Raw genomic sequence first — 26,827 nt, forward strand, 5'->3', positions numbered from 1 at the left:
GCCCGAACACGATTGACTTCATGTGCGTCCACACAGTCCTCATGCCCCTGAACACGGCACGCAGACAGACGTAACGGAGTCCTACTAGTGCTGTGACCGTCTCGGGACCGCAGCGGATCGCCACTGGGCCGCCCATAGACCACCTCTGGACCGCTGCTGCACCGCCGCTAGACCGCCTCGAGGATCATCGCGTTGGCGAGACCCCCCGCCTCGCACATCGTCTGCAGGCCGAAACGCGCTCCGCGCGTGCGGAGTGCGTGCACGAGCGTCGTCGTCAGGCGGGTGCCGCTCGCGCCCAGCGGGTGGCCGATCGCTATGGCCCCGCCGTGCACATTGACCTTGGCGAGGTCGGCGCCCGTCTCCTGCTGCCAGGCCAGGACGACGGAGGAGAAGGCCTCGTTCACCTCGAACAGGTCGATGTCGTCGAGCGTCAGCCCCGCCCTGCGCAGCACCTTCTCGGTGGCCGGGATGACCCCGGTGAGCATCAGCAGCGGGTCCGAGCCGGTGACCGCGAAGCTGTGCAGCCGGGCGAGCGGGCGCAGGCCGAGGCGGGCCGCTGTCTCGCTGGAGGTGATCAGCACGGCGGAGGCGCCGTCGTTGATGGGGCTCGCGTTGCCGGCGGTGACGTTCCACTCGATCTGCGGGAACCGCTCCGCGAACGTGGGGTCGTAGTAGGCGGGCTTGAGGCCGGCGAGGATCTCGGACGTGCTGCCGGGGCGTATGCACTCGTCGCGCGCGAGGCCCTCCAGGGGAGCCGTCTCCGCGTCGAACAGGCCGGCGTCCCAGGCCGCTGCCGCCTTCCGGTGCGAGGAGACGGCGAAGGCGTCCATCTGCTCACGGTCGATCGACCACTTGGCGGCGATCAGCTCGGCGCCGACGCCCTGTGGAACCAGGCCCTCCGGGTAGCGCTCGGCGACACCGGGCCCGAAGGGGTCCTTGCCGGCAGGCACGTTGGACCACATCGGTACGCGGCTCATGGACTCCACACCGCAGGCCACGACGATGTCGTACGCGCCCGACATCACGCCCTGCGCGGCGAAGTGCACGGCCTGCTGGGAGGAGCCGCACTGGCGGTCGACGGTGGTCGCGGGCACCGTCTCCGGGAAGCCCGCGGACAGGACGGCGTACCGGGTGGTGTTCATGGCCTGCTCGCCGACCTGGTCGACGGTGCCGCCGATGACGTCGTCGATCAGCACCGGGTCGATGCCGGAGCGCTCGACGAGGGTGCGCAGGGTGTGCGCGAGGAGTTCCACGGGGTGGACGTGGGCGAGGGCGCCGTTGGGCTTTCCCTTGCCCACCGGGGTGCGTACGGCTTCGACGATGACGGCGTCACGCATGGTGCGGGCCTCCTTGCCCGGCGGCTGCCGGTGCGGCGATTACCGATGAGTAGGAAATCTGGACCCACCATAACGCGATGGGTTGGAAAAACAAACCCTCACCTAGACTGGGCTCATGGCCGCCACCAAAGACCCGCGCCCCTGCTCCATCGCCGACGCCCTGGCCCTGGTCGGCGAGAAGTACTCCCTGCTCGTCCTGCGCGAGGTGTGCCTCGGCAACGGGCGGTTCGATCAGCTCGTGCGCAACATCGGCGCGCCGCGCGACATCCTGGCCGCACGGCTCAAGCGCCTGGTGGAGGCGGGGATACTGACGAAGAGGCTCTACAGCGAGCGCCCTCAGCGCTACGAGTACCGGGCCACCTCGGCGGGTCTGGAACTGGAGCCGGTCCTGATGACCCTCAAGGAATGGGGCGACCGTCATCTCAGGAAAGACGGCGATCGCCCCATGATGGTCGAACACATCTGCGGCAACGAACTCGTCCCGGTCGTCACCTGCTCCGCCTGCGGCGAGGAGATCCGCCACGAGGACCTGACGGCGCACCCGCAGGCGCCAGGCTGGACAGTGTCCGGCCCGGCCGCCGCGTAGGCCCGCCTACACGGTCCCCTTGTAGACGTCGAGCCGTCCGCACATCCCGAACTTCCCGTACGCGGACGGCTGCTCGGACCGTACGACCGCGTCGGCGAGGTGGGAGGCGTCGCCGCTCTCCAGGCGGTCGAGCTGGTGGCCGGTCGCCGCCGCCGCGGCCCGGGCGCCGCGCTCCCACCGCTCACGCCACTCGGCCAGTCGCGGCCGTACCAGCGCGGCGGCGGCCCGGTGGAAGGCGGCGAGCGGCTCGGGGCCGTCCGCGTCGCGCAGCGCCCGGTAGCCCTCCAGGGCCAGGTCGCGGCGCGCTCGGGCGATGCTCTCCTGCTCCTCCTCGGGGGCGTCGGCCGGGATCGCGGTCGCGACGGCGTACGTCTCCGGGTCGGTCAGGTACTGCGGGGGGAGGGTCAGGACGGCGTCGCCCGCCTCGGGCAGCCCGTTGTTCTGCATGAGGACGGTGATCCGCAGGTCGTCCTCATTGACCAGCCGGTGGATCGTGCCCGGCGTGAACCAGGCGACCGTGCCGGGCTCGAGCGGTGTGACCTCGTACCCGGACGTCGTCAGCGTCTGCACCGCGCCGCGCCCGCCGGTGACGACATACGCCTCCGAACAGGTCAGATGCATGTGCGGGGTGCCGCCGCACACGCCGTCGGTCGCCGGCCAGTCATAGACGGACAGGTGCGAGACGGCGACGGCGCCCGGCAGCCCCGTGAACCCCGCTGTGCTCACCACGGATGCTCCTCGAGGTACTTGGTCACCTCTTCACGCTCCCACGCGCCGTCCGCGACCACGACCCGGTAGCGGCGGCGCAGGGTGTCGCCCGGGGCCAGCTCCAGCTCGTCGTAGAACGCCCAGGAGGGAGCGACCGCGGCGAAGGGCTCGTTGCGGACGAACCAGTGGGCGGGATGGGCGCCCCGCTCACCCAGGTGGTCGTTCTCGGGGGCATGCGCGAAGACGAGGGTGGCGTGCCCGTCGGTGCCGTCGTGCTCGCCCGAGTACGCCAGCCAGGACGCCTGCCTGCCCATCAGACCGGGGCCTTCCGCGTCGGGCGCGATGACCCGTCCGTCACGGAAGGCGCGCGGACCACGCCAGAAGAGTCCCGTGTAGCCGGCCATCTCCCGGCCGGCCGTCGTCGGGCTGCCGAACAGCAGCGGCTCGTCGCGGCGGTTGGTGATCGCGGACGTCCAGGTCAGCGCCCAGCTCCGGGAGGCGATGTCGACGTCGTGCACCTCGATGCGGCGCTCCTCCTCGGCCCACAGCTCGCCGGTGTACGGGTGCCAGGTGAGCCGCTCGGCGATGACCGCTCGGTTTCCGTCCGCGCCGACCTCGTCGAAGGCGACGTGCGCCATGGAGCCGACGCGTTCCGGCAGCTCCAGATAGCCCTCGCCGTGCACGTAGGTGTTGCCGCCCCACAGGTTCTGTCCCGACAGATGGGAGGCGGTCAGCTGCAGGCCCTTGTGCCAGCGGTGGTCGTTGGGCCGGTAGTCGGTGACGACGTCGCCGGCGAGCGTACGGACCGGGTGCAGATACGGCTTGGGCGCCTCCCAGGCCGCCTCGGGGCCGTACACGTAGGAAAAGAGTTCGACGCCGGTGGTCGGTTCGGTGAGGGTGATGCGGTCGCCGTGCGCGTGCACGATGCGCAGGGTCGCGGTCATGCGGACACCTCCTCGCTCGGCGCCGCCGAGGACGCCTGAGCCACCACCGGCGCCCAGCCGGGCGCACCTCCGTGCAGGGCCGTGTAGTACGGGTCGCCGGGGCCGATCTCCCCGGCGTGGACGGTCGTGTCGGTGAACGCGGACTTGTACAGCGCGGTGATCAGCTCCAGGCTGGTCCGCCCGTCGGGGCCGCTGCTGCGCGGCCGCTCGCCCGCGCGCATGCTCGCGACCAGCTCGCGCAGCTGCCCCAGGTGCGAACTCGGCACGTCCTCACCGAAGTCGCGCCAGGCCGCGGCCTCCTCCTCGGGCACGTCGGGGGCCGGAGTGATGCGCCAGTTGTCGTTGCTGTGTCCGTACAGGTGCTTGAGTTCCACGGTGGCGCGCTCGCAGTCGATGCGGATGCGGCTGACCTCGTCCGGGCTGAGCACGCTGTTCACGATGGTGGCGAGGGCACCGTTCTCGAACCGTACGAGCGCCGTCGAGACGTCCTCCGTCTCCACGTCGTGCACCAGCCGCCCGGCCATGGCCCGCACCTCGCTCCACGGTCCGAGCAGGTCGAGCAGAAGGTCCATCTGGTGAATGCCGTGGCCCATGGCGGGTCCGCCGCCCTCGGTGTGCCAGCGGCCACGCCACGGCACGGCGTAGTAGGCGGCGTTGCGGTACCAGGTGGTCTGGCAGTGCGCGACCAGCGGACGGCCCAGGACCTGCTCGGCGAGCAGGCGCCGGACGTGCCGGGAGCCGGAGCCGAAGCGGTGCTGGAAGACGATCGCCGCGTAGGGGCCGCCGTCCGTGCCTTCCTCCGCCTCGACGGCGTCGAAGTCGGCCAGCGTGGGCACCGGCGGCTTCTCGCACCACACCCAGGCGCCTGCCCGCAGCGCGGCGACGGTCTGCTCCCGGTGCAGGGTGGGCGGCGTGCAGATGCTGACCAGGTCGGGACGCTGCTCGTCGAGCATGCGGTGGAGGTCGGTGTACGCGTGTGGGATACCGCCTTCGGCACAGAAGCGCTCGACCGCGTCGGCGTCGATGTCGACGGCTGCGACGATCTCGGTCTCGCCCTCCTCGGCGAGGCGGGCCAGCGCGGAGACATGGGCACGCGCGATGCCGCCCGCGCCCACGATCGCGGCCTTGATGCGGCGGCCTGCGTACGGCGCCACCGGGCGGTCCGCGCGCGGCTTCGGGATCACTGCTCGGTCAGGCTCCGGATCGGGTGTGCTCCGAGGACTTGTGGCGTCATCGGTGGCGGACGCGTTGTGGTCTGTGGGCATGAACGTGATCAGCGCTCCATCGGACGTGACGTCTGACGTTGGCCAACGCGTGTTGACTCCCGAGGACCCGGGGAGCAGCAAGCGCTTTCCCTCCGGTTGAACGTAAGCGGCGCCCAAGTGGCCGTCAACACCACGGACGTGTGACATTCGGCCAGGGGACGAGGTCCGGGCGCAGGCGACCCGCCGGGCAACCCCAAGCGCAGGCAAAGCCCCGGTGAAGGGACCGTCATGCCGGGACGCTACGCTGCCACCCACCACACTGATCACCGGCTGCACCCAGGGCCTGGGGCACGCCCCGGCTCGGTGTGCCCGTCGTCACCCCCACGATCAGCTCTTGGACCACATCACGTCATGTCTTGGCTTGAATCCCTCATCCTCGGACTCGTCCAGGGGCTGACCGAGTTCCTTCCCGTCTCCTCCAGCGCGCATCTGCGGCTGACCGCCGCCTTCGTGGGCTGGGAGGACCCGGGGGCCGCCTTCACGGCCATCACGCAGATCGGCACGGAGGCCGCGGTGCTGATCTACTTCCGCAAGGACATCGCGAACATCCTCTCCGCCTGGTTCAGGTCCCTGTTCGACAAGGAGATGCGGCAGCGCCCGGACGCGCGGATGGGCTGGCTGGTGATCGTGGGTTCCATACCCATCGGTGTGCTCGGCGTGACCCTCAAGGACCAGATCGAGGGGCCCTTCCGCGATCTTCGCGTGACGGCGACGATGCTGATCGTCATGGGCGTGATCCTCGGCATCGCGGACCGCCTGGCGGCGCGCGACGAGACCGGCGGCCGGCACCGGGCGCCGAAGCAGCGCAAGACGCTTCAGGACCTCAACATCAGGGACGGCCTGACGTACGGCGTCTGCCAGGCGATGGCACTGATCCCCGGGGTCTCCCGCTCCGGCGCCACGATCAGCGGCGGCCTCTTCCTCGGCTACCGGCGCGAGGCCGCCGCCCGCTACTCCTTCCTGCTCGCCGTTCCGGCCGTGCTGGCCTCGGGGGCGTTCGAGCTCAAGGACGCGGCGGAGGCGGGGCACGTCAGCTGGGGGCCGACGCTGTTGGCGACGGTGATCGCCTTCGGGTCGGGGTACGCGGTCATCGCGTGGTTCATGAAGTTCATCTCGTCGAAGTCCTTCATGCCGTTCGTCTGGTACCGCATCGCGCTGGGCGTCGCGATCATCGCGCTGGTGGCCGCGGGGGTCCTGAGCCCGCATGCCGCGGAGTCCGCGGGCTGAGAAGGGCACGCGAACAGCCTGGCGTGCAGGGGCAGTTCACGCCACTGTTCGTTCGTAGCTGATCTACGGTGGCCCGGCATGGCAGAGTCATGCCATGTCCTCCTCGATGTCCGGCCGACGCGGCACGGTGGCCGTCACAGCACTGCTCCTGCTCGCCACCCCGTCCCTCGATGCCTGCGGTCAGCAGCGAGCCACGAGCTCGACGGCCCGAGCCGCCACGAGCTCGACGGCCGGAGCCGCCCCGAGCACCTCTCGTAGTTCCGCCCCGGGCGCCGCCAGTACTCCTCGGAGTTCCGCACCGGACGCCATGAGCATCCCGCCAAGTGCCGTCTCCGCCACGGGGGGAGCCCCGGCGTACGTGGAGCCGGGGGCAGGCGACGGCGCTCCGCACTACAACGAGAACAACGGCTCTCGCCGGCCACGTGCCATGTCTCCCGCCGACGCCAAGGACGCGCAGCGGGAGGCCGATCGCATCGAGCCGGTGCTCAAGCGGCTGTGGGAGGAGAAGAAGTGGGACCCCGCGACGGTGCGCGCGGCACTTCTCCGGCTCGGCTACAAGGAGGAGCGGACGGGGCCGAAGGGGGAGCGCCTGGGCGGGACTCTGACCGTCCGGGCGATGGACTCACGCTACAGGGACGGCCACTACGTCACGCCCGAGGGGGCGCTGGTCGGCCTTCGCGTCCATGAAGACGCCTGCGTCACGGCGTTCGTGCAGAAGACCAACTACCAGGTGAGCACCAACGGCCCCTACCTGGAGACCGGATGCTTCGAGCCGCCCTTCGCCCACTGAGCCGGCCGAACGGCCTCGGACGCCGGCCCAAGGCGACAGAATCCCCCAATTCCCCAGCACGGAAAGGACCGTGACCAACCACATACCGCACGCGTAGCCGTGCGGTAGCGCGCTGTCAGTCCCTGCCCCTAGGCTTGTTCGCATGTCCCCCGAATCCATGAGCCCTGGTTCCATGCGCTCTGCCGAGGACTTGAACGAGCGGATCCGCGCGCTGTGGATGCGTGCGGGCGGTTCCCTGTCGTCTGAGGAGCGCGCGGAGTACGAGCTGTTGGTCGTCGAGTGGGCGGCGGCGATACGCGGCGAGGTCATAGAGGCGGCCTGACGCGAGCCGCCACCGCGCGGAGAGGGAAGGGCGGTCGACACGTCACCGCCCGCCGGCCACCCTCAGCACGGCGCCCGTCGTGTACGAGGACTCCGGGGACATCAGCCAGGCGATCGCCGCGGCGATCTCCTCGGCGCGACCGGCTCGGCGCAGCGGGATCGTCGCCGCCATGCGCCGGGGCCGGTCCGGGTCGCCCATCGCCGCGTGGATCTCGGTGTCGACCAGCCCCGGTGCCACGGCGTTGACGCGGATGCCGTCCGGTCCCAGTTCCTTGGAGAGGCCCATCGTCAGGGTGTCGACCGCAGCCTTGGACGCCGCGTAGTGGACGTACTCACCGGGGCTTCCCAGCGTCGCCGCCCCCGACGACACATTGACGATGACGCCGCTCCCGCGTGCCGCCATCCCCCGCGCCGCCCGACGCGAACACAGCAGCGTACCGAGGACGTTGACCTCCACCACCCGACGCAGAACGTCCGTGTCCGTGTCCACGAGCCGGCCCAGCGGTCCTGTCACCCCGGCGTTGTTCACCAGACCCGTCACCGGTCCGAGGGCGTCGGCGGCCGTGTCGAAGAGCCGGTCGACAGCGGCCTCGTCGGACGTGTCCACACGCACGGTGACGCACCGCGCCCCCGCCGCCCGTACGGCCTCGGCGGTCCGCTCCGCGGCCTCGGCGTCGCGCAGATAGCCGAGCGCCACGTCGTGCCCGTCCGCCGCGAGCCGCACACAGGTGGCGGCACCGATCCCGCGGCTGCCGCCCGTGACCACCGTCACCGGACGCGTCATCTGTCCTCCCCCTGTCGAGCCTTACCGGAGTGGATCATCCTACGCGCGCACCCCTGCGCCCGAGCCTCACCTGTCTGGCGGTCAGTTCTGCGTAATCTCCCCGCGTTTGACGGAGAGACAGGCAGAGGGCCATCGGTATGCGTCTGGTGCCGCGTTTACACCCGACCGGCCCCGTCGGATCACACCTTGCGCTTGTCCGATATGACAGTTATGTGCGGTGTCTATACGTTCGTCGCAGTTCGGCTGCCCGGCCGGCGTCTCTGCGACAGAAGGAAATGACATGCCCACGCGTACCTTCGCCGTGGCCGCCGCCCTAGCAGGCGCGACCGCCCTCGCCACCACCGGCATCACCTATGCATCGGCCGCCGGCCCCGACCAGCCCGCCCCCGCCGCAAAGGCGGCCGCCAAACCGGCCGTCGCGCACATCCACCGGGCGGCCCCACCCGCCCAGCACCCCGCCCCCGCCGCACCGGCTCCCCAGGGCAAGACGGACGAGAAGCGGGACGAGGGCCGCGGCGGCGGCCATGAGCACGATGAGGACCACGGTGAGGACCACGGTGAGGACCACGGCCACAAGCGCAGGCACGAGGGCAGGATCCAGTTCAACGAGCGGACGTACCCCGCCGTCGAGGACGGCTGCATCGTCGCCGCGAGCGGGCTCGGCTCCAGCAGCTTCAGCATCTTCAACGACAGTGACAAGACCGTCGAGGTCTTCCGCGGGTTCACCTGTGACAACGGCGCACCGGTCGCTGTCGTCGGCCCTCACGGCGACACCTTCGGGGTGGCGCCCCGCACCGTCCACGAGGGCTACGGAGACCAGGGGGACCACGAGGGCTTCGACGGCTACGGCGGCTTCGGGGGCTTCGGGGGCCTGTTCCCGGACGACGGTGTCGTGGGCAGCTTCCGGGTGATCGGCCACCACGACGACGAGTGGTGACGACGCACCCCGCAATACCCGCCTCCGGGCCCACGCCCGAACCCGCCCCTGCACACCCCTTGGCTACGCCTCCCCCCGTCCCCAAAACTGAGCCGATGACCCAGCGCGTGGAGCTCGCGACCGTGATGGACCGGCTCGCCGTCGACGGACTCGTCACCGAGTACGCGGCGGCCGTGGACGACGGGGACTGGGAGGCGTACCGGGGGTTGTTCACCGGCGACGGGCGCGCCGACTACCGCTCGGCCGGCGGGATCGAGGGGGATGCCCGGCAGGTCGCCGGGTGGCTCGAGGAGACCATGCGGCTGTTCCCCATGCGCCAGCACCTGATCGTCAACCGGCGCATCCGGTTCGGCGTGCTGGAGCGGGACGTCGGCGACACGGCCGGGGTCTGGGCCGACTACGTCAATCCGATGCGGTTCGCGAGCGGGGACGGCGACGGCCGGACGCCCGAGCCGGACTTCGTCTGCGGCGGACGGTACGCCTTCACGTTCCTGAGGACGGACGACGGCTGGCGGCTGCGTGCGGTGGTCGTCCAGGAGAAGTGGCGCCGCGCCCCGCGTCCGTCCACCTGAGCCCGTACCGCTGAGCAGTACCGCGTACGCCTCCGGGCAGACCCCAGCCGCCGCAACACGGAGGCACCCTGTCGAAGATTCCTCCAGGGCGCGCACACTGGAGACATGATCTGGGGAGGGAAGCGCCGCATCCGGAGGCTCGACGACTGGCTCGCCTCCCGGTGGTGGCGCGGTGCCGCGGCCGTGCTCGCCGGTGCGCTGCCGATGCTCGCCTTTCCGGCGCCGTCCTGGTGGTGGTTCGCGTATGTCTGCCTGGTCCCGTGGATCCTGCTCGTACGCACGGCGTCCACCGGCAAGCGGGCCGCGTACGACGGCTGGCTCGGCGGCTTCGGCTTCATGACGGCCGTGCACCACTGGTTGCTGCCGGACCTGAACGTGTTCACGTTCGTCATCGCGGCGCTGCTGGGAGCGCTGTGGGCGCCCTGGGGCCGGTTGGTGCGGCGGTTCCTGGCCGGGGTGCCCTCGCCGGGGCGTGTCTGCGCCGCCCTGGTCGTCCTGCCGTCGGGCTGGCTCATGGTGGAACTCGTCCGCTCCTGGCAGGGGCTCGGCGGCCCCTGGGGGCTGCTCGGGTCGAGCCAGTGGCAGGTGGAGCCCGCACTGCGGCTCGCCTCGGTCGGTGGCGTGTGGCTGCTGAGCTTCCTGGTCGTGGCCGTCAACGTCGCCCTGGCGCTGCTGATATCCGTGCGCGCGTCGCGCGTACCGGCCCTGGCCGGGCTCGTCGCGACGGCCGCTGTGACCTCGGTGGCCTGGACCTGGTCGCCGCGGCCCGACGTCGACGGACGGGTGCGGATCGCGGTCGTGCAGCCCGGGATCGTGGACGGCACCGAGAGCGGCATGAAACGCTTCGACCTTCAGGAGCGGCTGACCCGCGAACTCGCCGGGCAGGATGTGGACCTGGTCGTCTGGGGCGAGAGCAGCGTCGGCTACGACCTCGGGCAGCGGCCCGATCTGGCCCGCCGGGTCGCGGCGCTGTCCCGGCAGGTGAAGGCCGACGTCCTCGTCAACGTCGACGCCCGCCGCTCCGACCACCCCGGCATCTACAAGAGTTCCGTGCTCATCGGCCCGGACGGCCCGACCGGCGACCGCTACGACAAGATGCGGCTCGTCCCGTTCGGCGAGTACATACCGGCGCGGTCGGTTCTCGGGTGGGCCACTTCGGTCGGCAAGGCGGCCGGTGAGGACCGCAGGCGCGGCACCGAGCAGGTGGTGATGAACGTGGGGAACGGGCTGCGCGTCGGCCCGATGGTGTGCTTCGAGTCCGCGTTCCCGGACATGAGCCGGCATCTCGCCGAGGACGGCGCCGACGTGCTGCTCGCGCAGTCGTCGACGTCGACGTTCCAGCACAGCTGGGCGCCGGAGCAGCACGCCTCGCTGGCCGCGCTGCGCGCCGCGGAGACCGGTCGCCCGATGGTGCACGCCACGCTGACCGGGGTTTCCGCCGTCTACGGCCCGAGCGGCGAGCGGATCGGCTCCTGGCTCGCCACCGACCGGAGCACGTCGGCGGTCTACGAGGTGCCGACCGCCCACGACGTCACCCCGTACGTCCGCTTCGGCGACTGGCCGGTGCACGGCGCCCTGCTGGTGATCGCCGGGCTGGGTGTGGTCGAGGGACTCCGGGCGCTCAGAGCGCGACGGCGCGCTCCCGCACCGCGGTCACGACCCGCTCGCACAACTCGTGTGTCGCCAGTGCGTCCCTGGCGCTGAGCACCTTGCCGGCGCGGACGGCGTCGAGGAAGGCGAGCGCGGCCTGCTCGATGCCGCGCTGCCGGGCCACCGGCACCCAGTCGCCGCGCCGGCGCACGGTCGGCTGGCCCTTGTGGTCGACGATCTCGGCGAGGTTGAGCACCTGCCGCTTGGAGTCCTGCCCGGAGACCTCCAGGATCTCCTCGGCGGAACCGCTCAGCCGGTTCATCACGCCGAGCGCGGTGAATCCGTCACCGGACAGCTGGAGCACCACGTGGTGCAGCAGTCCGCCCTGGACGCGGCCCCGCACGGTCACGTCGTCGACCGTGCCGGGGACCAGGAACCGCAGTGTGTCGACGACGTGGATGAAGTCGTCGAGGATCATCGTGCGCGGTTCCTCGGGCAGTCCGACGCGGTTCTTCTGCATCAGGACGAGGTCACGCGGGTGGTCGGCGCACTGCACGTATCCGGGTGCGTAACGCCGGTTGAAGCCGACCGCGAGGCCGACGTTCCGCTCCTCCGCGAGCCGTACCAGCCGCTCGGAGTCGGCGAGTTCGTAGGCGAGCGGCTTGTCGACGTACGTCGGTATCCCCGCCTGAAGGAGCCGGGTGACGATCTCGGGGTGGGTGGTGGTGGGCGTGTGCACGAACGCCGCGTCGAGGTCCTGTGCGAGCAGCGCGTCCAGATCGGCGTGCCTCTGCCCGTGCGGGAGGTGGAGGCTGTCGCCGACGCGGTGGAGGGTGGCGGGGGTGCGTGTCTGGAGGTGCAGGTCGACCCCGGGCTGCAGGGCGAGCACCGGCAGATAGGCCTTCTGCGCGATGTCGCCGAGTCCGATGCAGCCGACCTTCACGGGGTGCTCCTAGGAATTGCCGACGGATGCCTGGTCCGAAGCATACGGCGGCTGCGGTGGCCGCCAGTCGGCGATGCCTTCGAAGCCGCGCAGGAGCAGCGAGGGCGATGCCTTCGACAGCGCGGCGATCGCGGCGTCGCGTACGGCGATCCCGGCGCGGCTGCTCATCATGTTCAGGCGGGCGGTCCGGACGGCCTGGCGGGTGAGGGCGGTCGTCCGCGGCAGCCGGGCGGCCGTGTACGCGGCGAGCTCGTCGCAGTGGTGGGCGAGCACGATCGCGTCCTCGATGGCCTGGTTGCCGCCCTGACCCAGCGTCGGCGGCATGGCGTGCGCGGCGTCGCCGAGGAGGGCGACCCTGCCGCGGTGATGGGCGGGCAGCGGCTCGGCGAGGTGGTGGACGTCATGGCGCAGCACGTCCTCGGGGCGGGCGGCGGCGAGCACGGCGCGGATCGGGTCGTGCCAGTCGCCGAACCGCCGCAGGAGTTCGGCCTTCTCGTCGTCGGACGCGCGTCGCCCGGCGGGCACGACGGCCGCCGCGTAGGCGTAGACCCGGCCGTCCTTGAGCGGATGGGTGCCCCAGATCCGGCCTCGGCCCCAGGTCTCGTGGGAGGCGAACGCGGCTCCGGGCACCGTGATCATGACGCGCCAGGTGGTGAATCCGGAGTAAACGGGCCCCGGGTGGTGCGGGAACAGCGTCCGGCGTGCATCGGAGTGGACGCCGTCGGCGGCCACGACCAGTTCTGCCTCCAGGTCTCCGTCGGACGTGGTGACCCGGGCCGGGCGCTCGGTGTCACCGGGGTCGGCGAGGCGAGCGGCGGCGGCCGTGCGGATGGCGTCCGGTGGCAGCAGGGCGGCCAGGCTGTCGATGAGGGTGGCCCGGGGCAGCAGGACGAGCGGTCCGCCGAAGCGCTCGGCCGCGGCAGCGGCGCTGGTCCGGGTGAGCCAGCGTCCGCCGGGGGTGCGCAGCCCGCCGTCGCCCTGCCAGGCGGCCAGGCCGCGGAGCGCGTCGCCGACGCCGATGACGTCCAGGGCGCGCAGGGCGTTCGGGGCGAGCGAGATGGCCGCGCCGACCGGCTCGAGGGAAGGGGCGCGCTCCAGCACCGTGACCCGGAGCCCGCGCAGGTGCAGGGCCGCGGCCGCGGTGAGGCCACCGATACCGCCGCCGATCACGATCACACGCGACTGCTGTGCCATGGCTGCTCCTCCAGTCCCACGATGCTCCCTCCGGGACACTACAAGTGTAGTTTCCGGGCGTGTCGAGCGTACTACAGAAGTAGTGCGACGGGTAGGTTGACTTTCATGTCCGCACGCACCACGGGCGCCCCTCGCGCCGACCTCGTCGCCGACACCGCCCTCGCCCTGCTCGCCGAGCGCGGGATGCGGGGGCTGACCCACCGCGCCGTCGACGAGGCGGCGGAGCTGCCCCAGGGCTCGACCTCGAACGTCGCCCGGACCCGGCTGGCGCTTCTGGAACTCGCGGTGCGCCGCCTCGCGGAGCGGGAGGCCCGGGTGCTCGCTCCGGAGGAGATGCCCGACCCCGAGGACGAACTCGGCGCGCTGGTGGACGGCCTGGCCCTGGCGGCCCACCGTTCCCTGACCCGCAACCGGGATCTCACGCTCGCCCGGTACGAACTGGCCCTGGAGGCCACCCGGCGGCCCGAGTTGCGGCCGTACTTCGACGCTGCCGGGGCCCGCTTCCGCGACCAGCTCGCCGCTCTGCTGACGGCTCTGGGCTCGGCCGACCCGGCCCGGCACATGCTGTCGCTGGTGGCCTGGCTGGACGGGCTGATGTTCTCGTGCGTGGCCGGTACCTTCACCGCAGAGGTGCCCACCCTGGACCAGGTTCGCGCCGGGCTGCGGGAACTGCTCGACGGGATGCTCGGCGGCTGACCCGGCCGGCCCGCGGAAATGCGATGGTGGGCAGCGCTCGGGCCGGGTGAGGATGGGGACATGACTGCCGAGCGCCGTGAACCCGCCCTGAACGCCGACGAACGCACCATGCTGGAAGGCTGGCTCGACTACCACCGCCACACGCTCGCGTGGAAGTGCGAGGGCCTGACCGACGCCCAGCTCAGAACCGCCTCGGTGGAGCCGTCCGAGCTCTCACTGATGGGGCTCGTGCGGCACATGGCGGAGGTGGAGCGGGGCTGGTTCCGCAAGGTCCTGGTGGGTGACGATCCGGGGCCGATCTACTTCAGCGACGAGGACAGGGACGGCGAGTTCCACCTCACCGAGGCCGACACCTGGCAGGAGGCGTACACCACCTGGCAGGCCGAGGTCGAGATCGCCCGGCGCAACGCGGCCGGCTTCGGCCTGGACGACCTCTCCCGGGGCACCAGCAGGTTCACCGAGGAACACTTCAGCCTGCGCTGGATCTACACGCACATGATCGAGGAGTACGCCCGCCACAACGGCCACGCCGACCTGATCCGCGAGCGGATCGACGGCGCCACCGGCGACTGACGTCACCCCAGGCGGGCGCGGGCACTCCGTACGGGGCCTCGGATCACCCGTGCGGGGCATCCTGCGCCCGTCCGCTCCCCAAAGCGGCGCGAACCCAGCAGAGTTGCGCGCGTGCACCGAACGACGACGACCGCAGCGCTCCTGGTCTCCGTGGCCGTCTCGGCCCTCGCCGGCTGTGTGACCGTCCAGCGACCGCCGAATCCCGGCCCGCCACCCGCGTCCTCGCGTCCCTCATCGCCGCGCCCCGACGGCAGCGGTGAACCACGCGTCGTCCAGGCGCCGGCACGGGAGGCGCTGGAGATGGTCGGCCCCTCCCCCCGCCCGTCGCCGCCCCCGGCCACCCCGGACCGCGCGGCGCGGCCCGCGCCGGTCGTGCCGCAGCGCACCGCGGCGGCCCCGCCGCCGAAGCAGACCCGCCCGGCTCCCCACGTCGGGGTACCGCCGGCCGTCTCCGACGCGTTCCCCAAGGACACGGGCGTGTGCGCGCTCGGCCGCAGGTACGGGGGCTGGAACCCGGACAGCCCAGAGGCGACCATCTGCCGGGATACATACGGGCGTTGAGGCCCGCGCGCCCCAGCGTCGAATTCCCGCCTGCCGCGCGACGCCTGGCACGCCCTCCGCCACCGCCTCAAGGGCGTGGGGACCCCCGGCCCCGTTGTCGTCGGACCCCGGCCCCGTTGTGGACGGACCCCGGCCCCGTTGTCGTCGGTCGCCGACTCCCCCACGCTCGGACGTGCTCACGCGGGAGCACCCCGATCGCCGCCGCGCGGCCCGCCCTCCGAGCGGACGACGGGAAGGTGACGACAGGGCCTACGGCCACTGTCTCGGCGGCCCCGGAGTCCCGTCTCCCAGGCCGTCCCTGGGACCGGGTCCGGGTCTGCCGGACGGCGGTTCCTCCGCCTCCTCTGCCGCGAGCCGTCGCTCCAGGCGGCCGATCGCCGCTCTGATGCCCTCGCCGTAGCCGTCGTCGCCGAGCGCGAGCGCGCCGACCGCGGACCGGGCCAGCCGCAGATGGGCGCGGGCCGCCTCGCGGCGGCCCAGCTTGACGTAGTCGGCGGCCAGGTTCAGCTGGAGCGAGGGGTACAACGCGTGTGCCGCGAGAGCGCTCTCGTGGTCGGCCAGGCGCTCGTCGGTGAGCTCCTCGGCGGCGGACAGCGCTCTGAGGTCCCAGGCGAGTTCGTCGGCCGGGTCGTCCTGGGTGTCCGCCATGTAGTGCGCCAGAGTGCAGCGGTGCAACGGGTCGCCGTCCTCGCCGATCTCCGCCCACAGCCCCAGGAAGCGGTCCCGGGCCTCCTCGCGGTCACCGGCGTGGTGCAGCATGACGACCTGTCCGATGCGGGTCATGACGGCGTCCGGTGCCGCCTGTTCCTGTCGCTTCGCCACCGCGCCCTCCATGCTCGTCACCGTCATCACGACGCTAACCGTCGCCACGGACAATCAGGCTCAGGCAGCTCCGTACGGCACTGGGCCAAGCCGGTGACGACAGGTCGGGCCGGCGAAGGCGACCGGCCGTACGCGGAGGACCCCCCGTCGTGCCCTCCGCGTACGCGCGGCCCGTCCGGCCTGGCACCTCCCCGGGGGTCAGCCCAGGTTCGGGATCGTCCAGTCGATCGGCTCGTGTCCCTGCCGGGCCACCGCCTCGTTGATCTGCGTGAACGGACGGGAGCCGAAGAACTTCTTCGCCGACAGCGGCGAGGGGTGCGCGCCCTTGACCACCGCATGCCGCGTCTCGTCGATCAGCGGCAGCTTCTTCTGTGCGTAGTTGCCCCACAGCACGAACACCGCCGGGTCCGGCCGTCCGGCCACGGCACGGATCACCGCGTCGGTGAACTTCTCCCAGCCCCTGCCCTTGTGCGAGTTCGCCTCGCCGCCGCGCACGGTCAGCACCGCGTTGAGCAGCAGCACGCCCTGCTCGGCCCATGGCATCAGATAGCCGTTGTCCGGGATCGGCGTGCCCAGCTCCTCGTGCATCTCCTTGTAGATGTTGCGCAGCGAGGGCGGGATCTTCACCCCGGGCCGGACGGAGAAGCACAGGCCGTGCCCCTGGCCCTCGCCGTGGTAGGGGTCCTGGCCGAGGACGAGCACCTTCACCTTCTCGTACGGCGTGGCGTCGAGCGCGGCGAAGACCTCCTCGCGCGGAGGGTAGACGGGACCCTTGGCACGCTCGTCCTCGACGAACTCCACGAGCTCCTTGAAGTAGGGCTGCTGCAGTTCGTCGCCCAGAACGCCCCGCCAGGACTCCGGCAGCATGGCGATGTCGGTCACGTCAACTTCCTCCGATGTGCGGTCACTTCCAGGTACGGAACCTACAGGCGACCACTGACAACCGGCTTGCGGCCCCCACCCCGGGGGCGCGCTACCAGCTGGTCTTCCGGGACAGCTCCCACATCATCATGATCGTCGACGGGTCCAGCGCCCGCTCCCCGCCGGAGATGTCCTCGCTCGCGGCCAGGAACTGCTTGCCCTGCCACAGGGGCAGCAGCCGGGCGTCGTTCACCAGGATCTGCTGGGCCTGCTGGAACTCCTTGACCACGTTGGCACGGTCGCTCACGCGCCGCGACTGCGGCAGCAGCACCTTGCTGATCTCCGGCGACGGATAGGGCGTGCCCAGCGCGTTCTGCTCGCCGACGAACGGCGCGATGTAGTTGTCGGGGTCCGGGAAGTCGGGGAACCACCCCCGGCCGAACACCGGGTACTCCCCCTTCTGGTAGCCGTCCACGTACGTCTTCCAGGGCCGGCTTCTGAGGGTGACCTGGAACAGGCCGGAATTCTCGAGCTGCTGCTTGAGCGCCTGGAACTCCGGGCCCGTCTCGGAGCCGTACCGGTCGGTGGTGTACCACAGGGTCAGCGGGACCCGCTCGGTGATGCCCGCCGCGGAAAGGATCTTGCGGGCCTTGGAGGCGCTGGGGTCCCCGTAGTCGTCGAAGAAGGGCGTGGTGTGCCCGGTCAGGCCCGCCGGGACCATGGAGTAGAGGGGTTCGACGGTGTCCTTGTAGACGTTGTGGGCGATCGCGGCCCGGTCCACCACCTGGGCGACGGCCTTGCGGACGGCGAGCTTGCCGGCCCACGGGTCCTTCGGGTTGAACACCAGGTAGCTGATCTCGATGCCGGGGTTCTCGACGAGCTGGATGCCGCCCGAGGACTCGTGGCGCTGGAGGGCCACGATGTCGGAGGAGGCGAGACCGCGGTAGGTGATGTCGATCTTGTGGTTCTTCAGGGCGTCGACCATGCCGGCGGAGTCCTGGAAGTAACGGATGGTGACGGCGTTGTTCTTGCGGTCGGCGTAGCCCTCGTAGCGGTCGTTGCGAACGAGCCGGGCCTCCTTGCCGTCCTCGTAGGACCGCAGCGTGTACGGCCCCGACCCGGTGATCCCGCCGTCGTCGCGCACCCGCGTGGCGGGGTAGTCGCCCGGGTCGACGATCGACATGGCCGGGGTGGCGAGGACGAACGGGAAGGTGGCGTCCGGTTCGTTCAGGTGGAAGACGACCTCGCGGTCGCCTCTCACCTCCACCCGCTGGAGGCTGCCGAGCAGACCCGCCGGACCGCCGGACACGTTGATCCGCTTGATCCGGTCGATCGAGTACTTCACGGTCCGGGCGTCGAGCTTGTCCCCGTTGGAGAACGTCAGCCCCTTGCGCAGGACGCAGCGGTAGACAAGGTTCGTCCGGTCGGTGAACCCGCAGCTCTCGGCGGCGTCGGGCCCCGGCAGAACCGCGCCGTCGGGGTAGTTCAGCAGGGTCTGGTAGACGTTGCGGAACAGTTCCCAGGAGCTGTCCCAGGACGCGGCGGGATCGAGGGTGCTCGGCGCGCTGGTGGTGCCCACGACGATCGGCCCCTTGTCGTCGGATGACTCCGAGGAGAGCGCACCGCACCCGGCCACCAGGGACAGGGACGTGATCGCCGCCAGCCGACGCAGACGGTTCCGGTTGAACACGCGCACACTCCTCGATCTGCCGTACCAGGGGTCGGCGGCAGACCATACCGCAGCACCCCGCCGACCGGACCGGGTCGGGCGAGGGCTGTGACCAGCGCGTTCCATGACGACGTTGTCATCTGTCCGGGTGTCTCGCGTACATCGGCACGGGCGCCCGAAGTGTCAACGGACGCCCGTGCCGCGGGGCCCGTGTCGCGGGCCCCTGCCGTCAGACCGCGGCGTTCAGATAGTGACCACCGTCGAGGACGAGCGTCTGACCGGTGATCCAGTCGGACTGGTCCGAGGTCAGGAACGCGGCGGCGCCGCCGATGTCGGAGGGCACGCCGAGCCGACCCAGCGGGTAGGACGCGGCGGCCTCCTCCTCGCGGCCCTCGTACAGGGCCTGCGCGAACTTGGTCTTCACCACGGCCGGCGCGATGGTGTTGACCCGCACCTTGGGTGCGAACTCGTGCGCGAGCTGCAGGGTCAGGTTGATCATCGCGGCCTTGCTGATGCCGTACGCACCTATGAACGGCGAGGCGTTCAGGCCGGCCACGGACGCGATGTTGACGATGGCACCGCCGTTGTCCTTCTGCCAGGCGTGCCAGGTCTTCTGGGCGAAGCCGAGCGCCGAGACCACATTGGTCTCGAACACCTTGCGGGCCACGTTCAGATCGAGGTCGGCGATGGGGCCGAACACGGGATTGGTCCCGGCGTTGTTGACCAGGAAGTCGACCCGTCCGAAGGCCTCCATGGTGCGTTCCACGGCGATGGCCTGGTGGTCCTCGTCGTGCGCCTTGCCGGCGACGGCGATGACGCGGTCGGCGCCGAGCTTCTCGGCGGCCTCCTTCAGGGCCTCCTCGGTGCGTCCGGTGATGCAGACGCGGTCGCCGCGGGCGAGGAGCGCCTCGGCGATGCCGTAGCCGATGCCGCGGCTGGCGCCCGTGATGAGGGCGACCTTGCCGGAGAGTGCGGGCAGTTCAGTCATGTGTGCGTCTCCCCCGGCCCTAGTCGAGCGGTCCGCCGGCGACGTACAGCACCTGGCCGGAGACGAACCCGGCGGCCTCGCCCGTGAAGAAGGCGATCGCGTTGGCGATGTCCTCGGGCTCGCCCACGCGCGCCACGGGGATCTGGGTGGCGGCCGCCGCCTTGAAGTCCTCGAAGCCCATGCCGACGCGCTCGGCGGTGGCCTTCGTCATCTCGGTGGCGATGAAGCCCGGAGCGACGGCGTTGGCGGTGATGCCGAACTTGCCGAGCTCCTTGGCCAGGGTCTTGGTGAAGCCCTGCAGACCCGCCTTGGCGGCGGAGTAGTTCACCTGGCCGCGGTTGCCGAGCGCGGAGGACGAGGAGAGGTTGACGATCCGGCCGAAACCGGCGTCGACCATGTGCTTCTGGCAGGCCCGGGACATCAGGAAGGCGCCACGCAGGTGGACGTTCATGACGGTGTCCCAGTCGGAGACGCTCATCTTGAACAGCAGGTTGTCGCGCAGCACGCCCGCGTTGTTGACGAGGATGGTCGGCGCGCCCAGCTCCTCGGCGATCCGCGCGACGGCCGCCTCGACCTGGGACTCGTCCGAGACGTCGCAGCCGACGGCGATGGCCTTGCCACCGGCGGCGGTGATCTTCTCGACGGTGTCCTTGCACGCGGCCTCGTCGAGGTCGATCACGGCGACGGCACGGCCCTCGGCAGCCAGTCGTACGGCGGTGGCGGCGCCGATGCCGCGTGCGGCGCCGGTGACGACGGCGACCCGCTGATCGGTGGTGGACATTGCTTGGTTCTCCTCGCCCTTGGAAAGCCTGGAACACCTTTGGAACGTCTGCTGAAAAGCCTCTGCGGCTGACGGTGCGCCCTCGGTGAGCGACCGCTTAGTACCTTCAGTAGACGTGACGCTAGAAGCCCTGGCACCCGGTGTCAACGGCACACCCGGTGCGTGTGATCCATTACCTCACCAGGAGGCCCAGCAACCGCTCCGCCTCGGCCGCCGGGTCGGCGGTCAGCCCGGTGTGCACGGGCCCGGGCTGCACGACCGTGGAACGCGGCGCGATCAGCCAGCGGAAACGCCGCCCGGCGTCGTCGCGCGCCGCCTGCCCGGCCGCGGCGCCGCCCGCGCACACGCCCTCGACGGCACTGAGCGCGGCGCGTACGCCCGCCACGTCCGCGTCCGGGTCCAGGGCCAGCAGTTTCCGCTCGTCGAGGTGCGTGAGGGCGGCGACGAACGACTTGGCGCGGCAGTACACCAGCACGCCCGCGTTGATGCACTCGCCGCGCTCGATCCGCGGTACGACCCGAAGCAGCGCGTACTCGAAGACGTCCCGCTCGCTCACTTGTCCCCCTGACGGGTCCGAAGGCCCTGGATGCGTTCGTGGATGACGGCGGCGCGGGCGAGCAGCGGCCGTGCGTAGGCCCGGCGCAGTTCCTCCGGGGTGTCGAAGCCGGGTTCGCCGGTCAACCACTCGTCCGGGACATGGGCGGTCACCTCGGCCAGCAGTTCCTCGGTGACGAGGGGCGCGAGGTCGGCGGCGGCACCCGCGACGTCCGGCGCGAAGGGGGCGAGGGCGTGGTCCGAGGCGTCGTAGGGGCGCGCGGCGGAGGCCTCGGCGCCGGGCCAGTTGTGGTGCCAGATCATGGTCGCGCCGTGGTCGATGAGCCACAGGTCACCCTGCCACATCAGCAGGTTGGGGTTGCGCCAGGAGCGGTCCACGTTGCCCACCAGCGCGTCGAACCAGACGATCCTCCCGGCCTCCTTCGGCTCGACCCCGAACGCGAGCGGGTCGAAGCCGATCGCGCCGCTCAGGAAGCCCATGCCGAGATTGAGTCCGCCGCTCGCCTTGAGCAGCTCCTGCACCTCCGGGTCGGGTTCGCCGAGTCCCAGCACCGGGTCGAGGCCGAGCGTCACCAGCCCGGGTACGCGCAGGCCGAGCCGGCGGGCGAGTTCGCCGCAGACGACCTCGGCGACGAGCGTCTTGCGGCCCTGTCCGGCACCGGTGAACTTCAGGACGTAGGTTCCGAGATCATCGGCCTCGACGAGCCCCGGCAGCGAACCGCCCTCACGCAGGGGCGTGATGTAGCGGGTCACGGCGACCTCTCTCAACATTTTCTCAGGCCACCCGTCTCTTCAACCTTGCGATCCACGGCCGACTTCTCAAGGGCGCGGCAGCGGGAATGGCCAGTCAACGGCCCTGGGGAGAATCCGGGGAGTTTGGACTGCCATGCAGCTCTCCCTGCTTCCCGAGCAGTCCGTCGACGGCAGTACGCCCCTCGCTTCCGGCCTCCGGCGTGAAGTGAGCATAGTGACCAAGGGTGATCGCGGGCGAGTCGGGAGGAGCGCGCCCCGCCCGCGGCGTCCCAGGACAGCAGTGTGTCGGGGCGGTCCGCCATCCAGAACCGCCCTCGGCTGCGGGCGGCGGCGCAGGTCAGGTCCTCCAGCGCCACGTAGAGGCGCTGCGGGTGGAACGGCCGTTCGCGCCGCCGGACGAAGGTGCTCACGCCGTGCTCGTCGCGCTCCTGCGGCAGCAGTGCGCTGGCGGGGTGCACGCGGGCGGCGGCCGCCGCCACGTCGAAGCCCGCCAGCAGAGCGGCCCCCAGGGCGCCACTGTCCACGCGTACCTTGCGTGCACCGGGGGTGAGCTGGGAGAGCAGCGCGTGGTCGGTGTCGTCGGCAGCCTCACCGCCCTCCCCACACGAACCGCCCTCGACAAGGGCGAGCACCGTCGGGTGTTCCAGCTGCCGGGCGAAGGTGTCGGCAACGGTGCGCTGGTCGGTCGGCGCGGCGGCGAGGCCCACATCGGCCAGGCCGTCGCCGTTGGACAGGTACGGCAGGACGAGCGCCGGATCGACCACGGTGACGACCCCCGTCAGCGCCAGCGGTGCCCCTGCCGCGGCGATGACCGGGGCCATGCCCTGGGGTTCGACGGAGTCCCACAGTTCCACGACGGCCAGCCGGCACCTGCCCTCCTCCGCGAGCCTCAGCAGTTCCGGGACGAGGTCCTCGCGCAGCGCGCAGCACGCGCAGTCGTTCACCAGGGGCGCGTCACCGCTGCCCAGCAGGCCGCCGACGTCGCGTACCGTGCGGCGCACCGTGCTGTCGAGGGCGGACGTCAGGTCGTGGTGCAGCGCGACCGAGCCCGGGACCGCACGCGGGATAACGTGAGATGGCGCACGCCGGCGAGCTCCCCGGCGTGACCAAGAGCAGTTGGTGACCCGCACCCGATCCGCCCACGCCGCGAGCCCTCTGGGCTACCGGCGGCGGCCCCACACCGGTGGTGTGGATGTCGCCGCCGCTCGAGAGGTCCGTGTGCCGTAGGTCCGCTCCTGAGCGCCGGCCGGAGGGCACGAGGGGGTCTTATGTCCTTCTGACAGCGGAACGACAGGCGTGTTTTACGCCTTGCTCATCCCGGACAGGTCAGGATCTCGACGGGGTCTGAACGGTCGGTGCCCGCAGACCGTACCTCCGTACAGATTTACAGAACGTCCGTGGAAGGGAACGTCAGCATGACCAGCGAATCGCTTCAGCCCGTCTCGGCGCCTGCCCGCCGCACCGTCGTGGCGGCGGCCGGCGTGACGGGGCTCGCCGTCGCGCTGACCGCGTGCGGAGGCTCGGACGACAAGTCGTCGTCGAGTCCGGCCGGTTCACAGGGCAACAGCAACAGCGGCGCGAGCACCGCCACCACGGGCGGGGGCGGCGGCGCCGCGGCCGGTTCCGGCGGCACGGCTCTGGCCAAGACCTCGGACATCCCCGAGGGCGGCGGCAAGGTCTTCGCCGACCAGGGCGTGGTGGTGACCCAGCCGTCGGCGGGCACGTTCAAGGCCTTCTCCTCCAAGTGCACCCACGCGGGCTGCGCGGTGAAGGACATCTCGAACGGCGTGATCAGCTGCCCGTGTCACGGCAGCCAGTTCTCGGCGACCGACGGCAGCGTGAAGAAGGGCCCGGCGACCCAGCCTCTGTCCGCCGCGAAGATCACCGTCTCCGGCGACGAGATCAAGCTGGCCTGACGTCCGCTAGTGCTGTGGCCGGAAAGGTTTGCCGGCAAGCTCGCGGCGTCCGGTGCGGTGCATCGCAAGGCGGAGCGTCGCCCGCGTACCGGATGTACTCGGGCGATGCGACAACGCGGCGAAGTGCCGTGCCGGACGTCGCGAGCCGGTGAACCCTTCCGGCCACAGCACTAGCCGCCGACCGCTCGACGCGGTGGTGCGAGGCGGGTCAGCAGCTCGTCGGTGGTCGTGATGGTGGCGACCAGGGCGAGGGTGTTGCGGATCATCGCGGGGGTGTAGTCGGAGGGCAGCCCCGCGATGGCGTCCGCGGCCACCACGGCGGTGTAGCCGCGGTTGACGGCGTCGAACACCGTGTTGGGGATCGCCACGTTGGCCGAGACACCGGTCACGATCAGGGTGCGGCAGCCCAGGTTGCGCAGCAGCGCGTCGACCTCGGTGCCCGCGAGGGGCGACAGTCCGTGCAGCCGGCGGACCATGAGGTCCTCTTCCCGCACCTCGATGGGCGCCGCGACCCGCACCGCCCTGGTCCCGGTCAGCTGCTGGACCGGGAGCCATTCGGCCGCGCGGAAGAGACGGGCGTTGCGGCTGCTTGCGCGGCCGTCCGGGCGGCGTTCGGCGATCGCGTGGATCACCTGTACCCCGCCCTCGTGGGCGGCGGCGACCAGCCGGGCCACGTTGGCGAGCGCCCCCGAGGAGCGCGCCTCGCGGGCCAGTTCGGGCAGCGCGCCGTCCGGGCACAGGACACCCTGCTGGCACTCGACGGTGAGCAGCACCGTGGCCGGGAGGTCCAGGAGGTCCCTGAGGTGTTCGCGTGACGGCATGGCTCCCCCCGTCGTCGACGGTCCGAAGCGGCGAGGCTAACGACCATTGCGGACGGACGGAAGACGAACCATTCTTTTCTGACGTGATGTCAGAGGATCTCTCTGACACGACGTGGGAGAAGAAGAGGGGGCCGCATGACCGTCACCACGCAGCGCCGGGGCCGGAAGATCATGATGACACCGGGTGAGCTGGACGAGTTCCTCGCCGACCAGCGCACCTGCCGCGTGGCGACCGTGTCCGCCGACGGCGCTCCGCACGTCAGCGCCCTGTGGTACGTCTGGGACGGCACCTCGCTGTGGCTGTACTCGGTCGTGCGCAGCAAGCGGTGGGCGGATCTGCGCCGCGATCGACGGATCGCCGTCGTGGTGGACACGGGTGAGGAGTACGACCAGCTGCGGGGCGCCGAGCTGTCCGGTACGGCGGAGTTCGTCGGTGAGATTCCGCGCACCGGGGAACTGCGCGCGGAACTCGACGTGCCGGAGATGCTGTTCGCCCGCAAGAACTTCGGCCTGGAGGAGATGCCGCACGACGGCCGCCACGCCTGGATCCGGCTGACCCCGACGAAGATCGTCTCCTGGGACTTCCGCAAGCTGGGCGGGTAGGCCCCCTATCCGCCCACCCGGGCCGTAACGGTCTCGCCCGCCGCGCGCAACGCCCCCACCGCCGCCCGGATCGAGGGGCGGCGGTCGGCGTCGGCCCGCCACACCACGTAGACGTGCCGGCGAACCTGTTGCCGCACGGGCACGGTCACCACCCCCGTCGGCACCGGGTCGCGCCCGAGGCGCGGTGCGATGCACACCCCGAGCCCGGCGGCGACCAGCCCGAGCTGGGTGTGCGTCTCCCCGGCGCGGTGCCCGACGCACGGCTCGATGCCCTTGGAGCGCAGGGTGAACATGAGCCACTCATGGCAGAACTCGCCGTCGCCCCACGTGATCCACTCGTCCTCGGCGAACTCCTCCAGGCCGACCTCCGCCCGGTCGGCGAGCCGGTGGCCGGCCGGCATCGCCACATCCGCCGGATCGTCCAGGATCGCCGCCTTCACCAGGCCGTCCGGCAGCGGCATCGGCTTGTTGTACCAGTCGAGGACGACCGCGAGGTCCAGGTCGCCGCGCACCACACCGGCCACCGCGTCCTCGGGTTCCAGCTCGCTCGAACGCAGCCGCAGCGCGGGATGGTCGGCGCGCAGCGCGGCCAGCGCGGTGGGGAACAGTCCGCGGGCGGCCGTGGGGAAGGCCGACAGGCGCAGTTCACCCGCCACCTGCCCGCGCTGCGCCTCCAGGTCGGCCTGGGCGAGTTCGACCTGCGACAGGATCCGCGCCGCGTGCTCGGCGAGCAGCCGGCCCGCGTCCGTGAGCCGCACCCCGCGCCCGTTCCTGGCCAGGAGCTGCTGCCCCACCTCGCGCTCCAGCTTGGCCATCTGCTGGGAGACGGCCGAGGTGGTCACGTGCAGCCCCTCGGCGGCGCCGCTGACCGAGCCGTGCCGGGCGAGGGCGTCGAGGGTGCGCAGACGCTCGAGGTTCAACATGTAAGCGATACTACGAGATACCGGGTGCAAAATCTCGATTGTGCTACGAGATCGTCTGGGCCATCGTGGGGGCCATGAGCACCGTCTCCACTCCGCGAACCGTCACCGTCCCCACCACCGCCCCTCGCCGCCGGGCCGCCCTCGACTGGCGGATCCGCTTCGGTGTCCTCTCGCTGATCTGGGGTTTCAGCTTCCTGTTCATCAAGGTCGGCACCGAGGCCTACGCGCCGTTCCAGGTCACGCTCGGCCGCCTGGTCTTCGGCACGGCGGTGCTCGCCGTCGCCATGTCGGTCAAGCGCGAGCGCCTGCCGCGCTCCGCCCGCACCTGGGGACATCTGGCGGTCGCGGGGTTCCTCCTCAACGCGCTGCCGTTCTCCCTCTTCGCCTACGCCGAGCTGACGATCCCGTCGACGCTCGCCGGGATCTGCAATGCGACTTCGCCGCTGTGGGGCATGGTCCTGTCCTTGGTGGCACTTTCGGAGGACCGGCCGACGCGGCGCCGGGTGGCCGGGCTCGGCATCGGCTTCCTCGGCGTGCTGACGGTGCTCGGCGCCTGGCAGGGCTTCCACGGCCTGGACCTGACGGGCACGGCGCTGGCCCTGCTCGCCTCGCTGAGCTACCCGGTGGGCTGGATCTACGTCCGCCGCACCCTGGCCGGCTCCTCCGACTCCCACCTGTCGCTGACGGGCGGCCAGTTGCTGCTGGCCACGCTGCAACTGGCCGTCGTCACGCCGGTCTTCACCACCCTGCCCGCGCACGTCGCGCTCCTGCCCCTGCTGGCCATCGCCGCACTGGGCGCGCTCGGCACGGGTGTGGCGATGCTGCTCCAGTACGGCGTGGTCGCCGAGGTCGGCCCGACGACGGCGCAGATGGTCACGTACTTCGTCCCGGTCGTCGCCATCGCGGCGGGCGTGGCGGTTCTGGGCGAGTCGCTGACCTGGTCGACGCCGGTCGGTGCGCTGATCGTCCTGGCGGGCGCGGCGCTGACCCAGTCCCGCCCCAAGGCCGAGCGGCACTAGTAGGACTCCGTTACGTCTGTCTGCGTGCCGTGTTCAGGGGCATGAGGACTGTGTGGACGCACATGAAGTCAATCGTGTTCGGGCGACG

The 26,827-nt window shown here is 71.3% G+C and carries 29 protein-coding genes and 1 pseudogene; 13 read left to right on the top strand and 17 right to left on the bottom strand.

The window, feature by feature from the left end:
- Positions 1-167: 167 nt before the first annotated feature.
- Entirely contained in the window at positions 168-1,337 is a 1,170-nt protein-coding gene (locus ACZ7L1_RS37165) for a thiolase family protein (protein WP_471443877.1), read from the bottom strand.
- A 115-nt stretch (positions 1,338-1,452) separates the two neighbouring features.
- Here ACZ7L1_RS37165 and ACZ7L1_RS37170 point away from each other — a divergent pair, with 115 nt between their 5' ends.
- Positions 1,453-1,923, top strand: coding sequence for a winged helix-turn-helix transcriptional regulator (locus ACZ7L1_RS37170; RefSeq protein ID WP_471443879.1), 471 nt, complete (start codon positions 1,453-1,455; stop codon positions 1,921-1,923).
- Positions 1,924-1,929: 6 nt separating this feature from the next.
- Here the strand turns inward: ACZ7L1_RS37170 and ACZ7L1_RS37175 are convergent, their stop codons facing one another.
- The 3 genes from ACZ7L1_RS37175 to ACZ7L1_RS37185 are packed head-to-tail and all read right to left on the bottom strand — an operon-like array spanning position 1,930 to position 4,840.
- Positions 1,930-2,652: a cupin domain-containing protein gene (locus ACZ7L1_RS37175; RefSeq protein ID WP_471443880.1), complete on the bottom strand. Its 723-nt coding sequence runs from the start codon at positions 2,650-2,652 to the stop codon at positions 1,930-1,932.
- On the bottom strand, positions 2,646-3,575 hold the full coding sequence (locus ACZ7L1_RS37180) for a DUF6807 domain-containing protein (protein WP_471443882.1): 930 nt from the start codon (positions 3,573-3,575) through the stop codon (positions 2,646-2,648). The genes ACZ7L1_RS37175 and ACZ7L1_RS37180 overlap by 7 nt, the downstream gene beginning before the upstream one ends.
- Positions 3,572-4,840, bottom strand: a complete 1,269-nt coding sequence (locus ACZ7L1_RS37185) for a Gfo/Idh/MocA family protein (protein ID WP_471443884.1) — start codon at positions 4,838-4,840, stop codon at positions 3,572-3,574. Before ACZ7L1_RS37185 ends, ACZ7L1_RS37180 begins: the two co-directional genes overlap by 4 nt.
- 351 nt (positions 4,841-5,191) lie before the next feature.
- On the opposite strand from ACZ7L1_RS37185, the gene ACZ7L1_RS37190 reads away from it, so the two are divergent.
- The 3 genes from ACZ7L1_RS37190 (at position 5,192) to ACZ7L1_RS37200 (ending at position 7,179) form a co-directional block, all read left to right on the top strand.
- Positions 5,192-6,067 carry an undecaprenyl-diphosphate phosphatase gene (locus ACZ7L1_RS37190; RefSeq protein WP_471443886.1) on the top strand — a complete coding sequence of 292 codons (876 nt, stop codon included), beginning with the start codon at positions 5,192-5,194 and terminating at the stop codon, positions 6,065-6,067.
- A gap of 94 nt (positions 6,068-6,161) precedes the next feature.
- Entirely contained in the window at positions 6,162-6,857 is a 696-nt protein-coding gene (locus ACZ7L1_RS37195; protein ID WP_471443887.1) for a hypothetical protein, read from the top strand.
- 142 nt (positions 6,858-6,999) lie between these two features.
- Positions 7,000-7,179, top strand: coding sequence for a hypothetical protein (locus tag ACZ7L1_RS37200; RefSeq protein ID WP_471443889.1), 180 nt, complete (start codon positions 7,000-7,002; stop codon positions 7,177-7,179).
- Positions 7,180-7,221: 42 nt separating this feature from the next.
- On the opposite strand, the gene ACZ7L1_RS37205 is transcribed toward ACZ7L1_RS37200, so the two are convergent.
- Entirely contained in the window at positions 7,222-7,962 is a 741-nt protein-coding gene (locus tag ACZ7L1_RS37205; RefSeq protein WP_471443891.1) for a glucose 1-dehydrogenase, read from the bottom strand.
- Positions 7,963-8,242: 280 nt separating this feature from the next.
- Between ACZ7L1_RS37205 and ACZ7L1_RS37210 the strand changes: the two genes are divergently transcribed.
- The 3 genes from ACZ7L1_RS37210 to lnt all read left to right on the top strand — a co-directional run bounded on the left by ACZ7L1_RS37210 (position 8,243) and on the right by lnt (position 11,175).
- Positions 8,243-8,899: a hypothetical protein gene (locus tag ACZ7L1_RS37210; protein WP_471443892.1), complete on the top strand. Its 657-nt coding sequence runs from the start codon at positions 8,243-8,245 to the stop codon at positions 8,897-8,899.
- A gap of 95 nt (positions 8,900-8,994) precedes the next feature.
- On the top strand, positions 8,995-9,471 hold the full coding sequence (locus tag ACZ7L1_RS37215) for a nuclear transport factor 2 family protein (RefSeq protein WP_471443894.1): 477 nt from the start codon (positions 8,995-8,997) through the stop codon (positions 9,469-9,471).
- 105 nt (positions 9,472-9,576) lie between these two features.
- Positions 9,577-11,175, top strand: a complete 1,599-nt coding sequence (lnt, locus tag ACZ7L1_RS37220; protein WP_471443896.1) for an apolipoprotein N-acyltransferase — start codon at positions 9,577-9,579, stop codon at positions 11,173-11,175.
- On the opposite strand, the gene ACZ7L1_RS37225 is transcribed toward lnt, so the two are convergent.
- Both ACZ7L1_RS37225 and ACZ7L1_RS37230 read right to left on the bottom strand, forming a co-directional pair.
- Positions 11,093-12,004 (bottom strand): Gfo/Idh/MocA family protein, encoded by a 912-nt coding sequence (locus ACZ7L1_RS37225; RefSeq protein WP_471443898.1) that lies wholly within the window; start codon positions 12,002-12,004, stop codon positions 11,093-11,095. The genes lnt and ACZ7L1_RS37225 overlap by 83 nt on opposite strands.
- A 9-nt stretch (positions 12,005-12,013) precedes the next feature.
- The gene (locus ACZ7L1_RS37230; RefSeq protein WP_471443900.1) at positions 12,014-13,198 is read right to left on the bottom strand and encodes an FAD-dependent monooxygenase; all 1,185 of its coding nucleotides are present in this window, start codon (positions 13,196-13,198) and stop codon (positions 12,014-12,016) included.
- Positions 13,199-13,303: 105 nt separating this feature from the next.
- Here ACZ7L1_RS37230 and ACZ7L1_RS37235 point away from each other — a divergent pair, with 105 nt between their 5' ends.
- The 3 genes from ACZ7L1_RS37235 (at position 13,304) to ACZ7L1_RS37245 (ending at position 15,028) form a co-directional block, all read left to right on the top strand.
- Complete coding sequence (locus ACZ7L1_RS37235; RefSeq protein WP_471443902.1) at positions 13,304-13,894, top strand: TetR/AcrR family transcriptional regulator; 591 nt, start codon at positions 13,304-13,306, stop codon at positions 13,892-13,894.
- Between the two features lie 60 nt (positions 13,895-13,954).
- Positions 13,955-14,467, top strand: coding sequence for a DinB family protein (locus ACZ7L1_RS37240; protein ID WP_471443904.1), 513 nt, complete (start codon positions 13,955-13,957; stop codon positions 14,465-14,467).
- Between the two features lie 111 nt (positions 14,468-14,578).
- Positions 14,579-15,028 (top strand): hypothetical protein, encoded by a 450-nt coding sequence (locus tag ACZ7L1_RS37245; protein ID WP_471443905.1) that lies wholly within the window; start codon positions 14,579-14,581, stop codon positions 15,026-15,028.
- A 249-nt stretch (positions 15,029-15,277) separates the two neighbouring features.
- Here the strand turns inward: ACZ7L1_RS37245 and ACZ7L1_RS37250 are convergent, their stop codons facing one another.
- From ACZ7L1_RS37250 to ACZ7L1_RS37285, 8 genes and pseudogenes are all read right to left on the bottom strand, one after another.
- A complete protein-coding gene (locus tag ACZ7L1_RS37250; protein ID WP_471443925.1) occupies positions 15,278-15,850 on the bottom strand; it encodes a hypothetical protein in 573 nt (190 codons plus the stop codon).
- Between the two features lie 198 nt (positions 15,851-16,048).
- A complete protein-coding gene (gene ung, locus ACZ7L1_RS37255; RefSeq protein ID WP_103840227.1) occupies positions 16,049-16,732 on the bottom strand; it encodes a uracil-DNA glycosylase in 684 nt (227 codons plus the stop codon).
- Between the two features lie 91 nt (positions 16,733-16,823).
- A complete protein-coding gene (locus tag ACZ7L1_RS37260; protein WP_471443907.1) occupies positions 16,824-18,401 on the bottom strand; it encodes an ABC transporter substrate-binding protein in 1,578 nt (525 codons plus the stop codon).
- 208 nt (positions 18,402-18,609) lie between these two features.
- Positions 18,610-19,368 (bottom strand): SDR family oxidoreductase, encoded by a 759-nt coding sequence (locus ACZ7L1_RS37265; RefSeq protein WP_471443909.1) that lies wholly within the window; start codon positions 19,366-19,368, stop codon positions 18,610-18,612.
- 19 nt (positions 19,369-19,387) lie between these two features.
- The gene (fabG, locus tag ACZ7L1_RS37270) at positions 19,388-20,149 is read right to left on the bottom strand and encodes a 3-oxoacyl-ACP reductase FabG (protein WP_103840224.1); all 762 of its coding nucleotides are present in this window, start codon (positions 20,147-20,149) and stop codon (positions 19,388-19,390) included.
- Positions 20,150-20,321: 172 nt separating this feature from the next.
- The gene (locus ACZ7L1_RS37275; RefSeq protein WP_471443911.1) at positions 20,322-20,705 is read right to left on the bottom strand and encodes a DUF3037 domain-containing protein; all 384 of its coding nucleotides are present in this window, start codon (positions 20,703-20,705) and stop codon (positions 20,322-20,324) included.
- Positions 20,702-21,475, bottom strand: coding sequence for a HipA family kinase (locus ACZ7L1_RS37280; protein WP_471443913.1), 774 nt, complete (start codon positions 21,473-21,475; stop codon positions 20,702-20,704). Before ACZ7L1_RS37280 ends, ACZ7L1_RS37275 begins: the two co-directional genes overlap by 4 nt.
- A gap of 233 nt (positions 21,476-21,708) precedes the next feature.
- Positions 21,709-22,524: pseudogene (locus tag ACZ7L1_RS37285) on the bottom strand (GTP-binding protein); the annotation flags it as partial.
- 348 nt (positions 22,525-22,872) lie between these two features.
- Here ACZ7L1_RS37285 and ACZ7L1_RS37290 point away from each other — a divergent pair.
- Positions 22,873-23,373, top strand: coding sequence for a Rieske (2Fe-2S) protein (locus ACZ7L1_RS37290; RefSeq protein WP_471443915.1), 501 nt, complete (start codon positions 22,873-22,875; stop codon positions 23,371-23,373).
- 170 nt (positions 23,374-23,543) lie between these two features.
- Here the strand turns inward: ACZ7L1_RS37290 and ACZ7L1_RS37295 are convergent, their stop codons facing one another.
- Complete coding sequence (locus ACZ7L1_RS37295; RefSeq protein ID WP_471443917.1) at positions 23,544-24,194, bottom strand: cysteine hydrolase family protein; 651 nt, start codon at positions 24,192-24,194, stop codon at positions 23,544-23,546.
- Positions 24,195-24,329: 135 nt separating this feature from the next.
- Here ACZ7L1_RS37295 and ACZ7L1_RS37300 point away from each other — a divergent pair, with 135 nt between their 5' ends.
- Positions 24,330-24,797, top strand: a complete 468-nt coding sequence (locus ACZ7L1_RS37300) for a pyridoxamine 5'-phosphate oxidase family protein (RefSeq protein WP_471443919.1) — start codon at positions 24,330-24,332, stop codon at positions 24,795-24,797.
- Between the two features lie 5 nt (positions 24,798-24,802).
- Here ACZ7L1_RS37300 and ACZ7L1_RS37305 read toward each other — a convergent pair whose 3' ends face one another.
- Positions 24,803-25,720, bottom strand: a complete 918-nt coding sequence (locus ACZ7L1_RS37305) for a LysR substrate-binding domain-containing protein (RefSeq protein ID WP_471443921.1) — start codon at positions 25,718-25,720, stop codon at positions 24,803-24,805.
- Between the two features lie 74 nt (positions 25,721-25,794).
- Between ACZ7L1_RS37305 and ACZ7L1_RS37310 the strand changes: the two genes are divergently transcribed.
- A complete protein-coding gene (locus tag ACZ7L1_RS37310) occupies positions 25,795-26,739 on the top strand; it encodes a DMT family transporter (RefSeq protein WP_471443923.1) in 945 nt (314 codons plus the stop codon).
- Positions 26,740-26,827 lie beyond the last annotated feature (88 nt).

This window comes from Streptomyces sp. NPDC107546 (assembly GCF_055639175.1).

Bases quoted from the DNA above. Each gene is read 5' to 3' on its own strand.
- ACZ7L1_RS37180 (WP_471443882.1), bottom strand. From the start codon at position 3,575: ATGACCGCGACCCTGCGCATCGTGCACGCGCACGGCGACCGCATCACC.
- ACZ7L1_RS37300 (WP_471443919.1), top strand. From the start codon at position 24,330: ATGACCGTCACCACGCAGCGCCGGGGCCGGAAGATCATGATGACACCG.
- ACZ7L1_RS37205 (WP_471443891.1), bottom strand. From the start codon at position 7,962: ATGACGCGTCCGGTGACGGTGGTCACGGGCGGCAGCCGCGGGATCGGT.
- ACZ7L1_RS37280 (WP_471443913.1), bottom strand. From the start codon at position 21,475: ATGTTGAGAGAGGTCGCCGTGACCCGCTACATCACGCCCCTGCGTGAG.
- ACZ7L1_RS37200 (WP_471443889.1), top strand. From the start codon at position 7,000: ATGTCCCCCGAATCCATGAGCCCTGGTTCCATGCGCTCTGCCGAGGAC.
- ACZ7L1_RS37240 (WP_471443904.1), top strand. From the start codon at position 13,955: ATGACTGCCGAGCGCCGTGAACCCGCCCTGAACGCCGACGAACGCACC.
- ACZ7L1_RS37210 (WP_471443892.1), top strand. From the start codon at position 8,243: ATGCCCACGCGTACCTTCGCCGTGGCCGCCGCCCTAGCAGGCGCGACC.
- ACZ7L1_RS37190 (WP_471443886.1), top strand. From the start codon at position 5,192: ATGTCTTGGCTTGAATCCCTCATCCTCGGACTCGTCCAGGGGCTGACC.
- ACZ7L1_RS37235 (WP_471443902.1), top strand. From the start codon at position 13,304: ATGTCCGCACGCACCACGGGCGCCCCTCGCGCCGACCTCGTCGCCGAC.
- ACZ7L1_RS37170 (WP_471443879.1), top strand. From the start codon at position 1,453: ATGGCCGCCACCAAAGACCCGCGCCCCTGCTCCATCGCCGACGCCCTG.
- ACZ7L1_RS37230 (WP_471443900.1), bottom strand. From the start codon at position 13,198: ATGGCACAGCAGTCGCGTGTGATCGTGATCGGCGGCGGTATCGGTGGC.
- ACZ7L1_RS37185 (WP_471443884.1), bottom strand. From the start codon at position 4,840: ATGCCCACAGACCACAACGCGTCCGCCACCGATGACGCCACAAGTCCT.
- fabG (WP_103840224.1), bottom strand. From the start codon at position 20,149: ATGTCCACCACCGATCAGCGGGTCGCCGTCGTCACCGGCGCCGCACGC.
- ACZ7L1_RS37195 (WP_471443887.1), top strand. From the start codon at position 6,162: ATGTCCTCCTCGATGTCCGGCCGACGCGGCACGGTGGCCGTCACAGCA.
- ACZ7L1_RS37165 (WP_471443877.1), bottom strand. From the start codon at position 1,337: ATGCGTGACGCCGTCATCGTCGAAGCCGTACGCACCCCGGTGGGCAAG.
- lnt (WP_471443896.1), top strand. From the start codon at position 9,577: ATGATCTGGGGAGGGAAGCGCCGCATCCGGAGGCTCGACGACTGGCTC.
- ACZ7L1_RS37305 (WP_471443921.1), bottom strand. From the start codon at position 25,720: ATGTTGAACCTCGAGCGTCTGCGCACCCTCGACGCCCTCGCCCGGCAC.
- ACZ7L1_RS37290 (WP_471443915.1), top strand. From the start codon at position 22,873: ATGACCAGCGAATCGCTTCAGCCCGTCTCGGCGCCTGCCCGCCGCACC.
- ACZ7L1_RS37265 (WP_471443909.1), bottom strand. From the start codon at position 19,368: ATGACTGAACTGCCCGCACTCTCCGGCAAGGTCGCCCTCATCACGGGC.
- ACZ7L1_RS37295 (WP_471443917.1), bottom strand. From the start codon at position 24,194: ATGCCGTCACGCGAACACCTCAGGGACCTCCTGGACCTCCCGGCCACG.
- ACZ7L1_RS37310 (WP_471443923.1), top strand. From the start codon at position 25,795: ATGAGCACCGTCTCCACTCCGCGAACCGTCACCGTCCCCACCACCGCC.
- ACZ7L1_RS37215 (WP_471443894.1), top strand. From the start codon at position 8,995: ATGACCCAGCGCGTGGAGCTCGCGACCGTGATGGACCGGCTCGCCGTC.